We start from the raw sequence: 414 nt of genomic DNA, 5'->3' as shown, positions 1-414 counted from the left end.
TTTACTCATTTTGATAAACGGCTTGGTCGAATTGTAAGTTGGAGTCTCAATATTTTTTGCAGGCGTAAGCAGAAATGTTTTGTAGCGGACTTCATAAAGCCTTACCTGTCTCCAGGTGTGCCCTTCATTAAAGCCAAGGTCAATGTTCCGCTTAGTACCGATTGATGGTTGAGTGTTCATGGACCGCCAACCGCTTCAAGCGTGAGGGGCTGCGCTTGTGGTTGTACCGTTGCAGCTGGGGGCGCGGTGCAACCCCCGAATGCCTGGACAATGATGGGCATCTCAAGCAGATGACCTCTCTGATGGAGACCTTGCAACGACCCACGGTAATGGGAAGAACGCTGTATTACGGTGGTGGCAGCACCCCGAGAAAGCCTCTGGGGTTCTGGGTACAAATCCAGGTGCCCGCAGCGT

2 protein-coding genes are annotated in these 414 nt (G+C 51.9%); one reads left to right on the top strand and one right to left on the bottom strand.

Annotated features, from left to right (window positions below; all coding sequences use genetic code 11):
- Positions 1-180 (bottom strand): hypothetical protein (locus tag NPS47_RS25440; protein ID WP_274297453.1); only part of this gene is annotated, 180 nt, incomplete at its 3' end.
- Here NPS47_RS25440 and NPS47_RS25435 point away from each other — a divergent pair.
- The coding region (locus tag NPS47_RS25435) for a hypothetical protein (RefSeq protein ID WP_274297452.1) at positions 165-414 on the top strand (250 nt) is incomplete at its 3' end. The two genes, NPS47_RS25440 and NPS47_RS25435, sit on opposite strands and share 16 nt — an antisense overlap.

The sequence above is a fragment of the Pseudomonas putida genome (assembly GCF_028682475.1).
Taxonomy (GTDB): domain Bacteria; phylum Pseudomonadota; class Gammaproteobacteria; order Pseudomonadales; family Pseudomonadaceae; genus Aquipseudomonas; species Aquipseudomonas putida_AG.
Note: the sequence above shows the minus strand (reverse complement) of the source record. Positions and strands in the feature narration are given on the sequence as shown.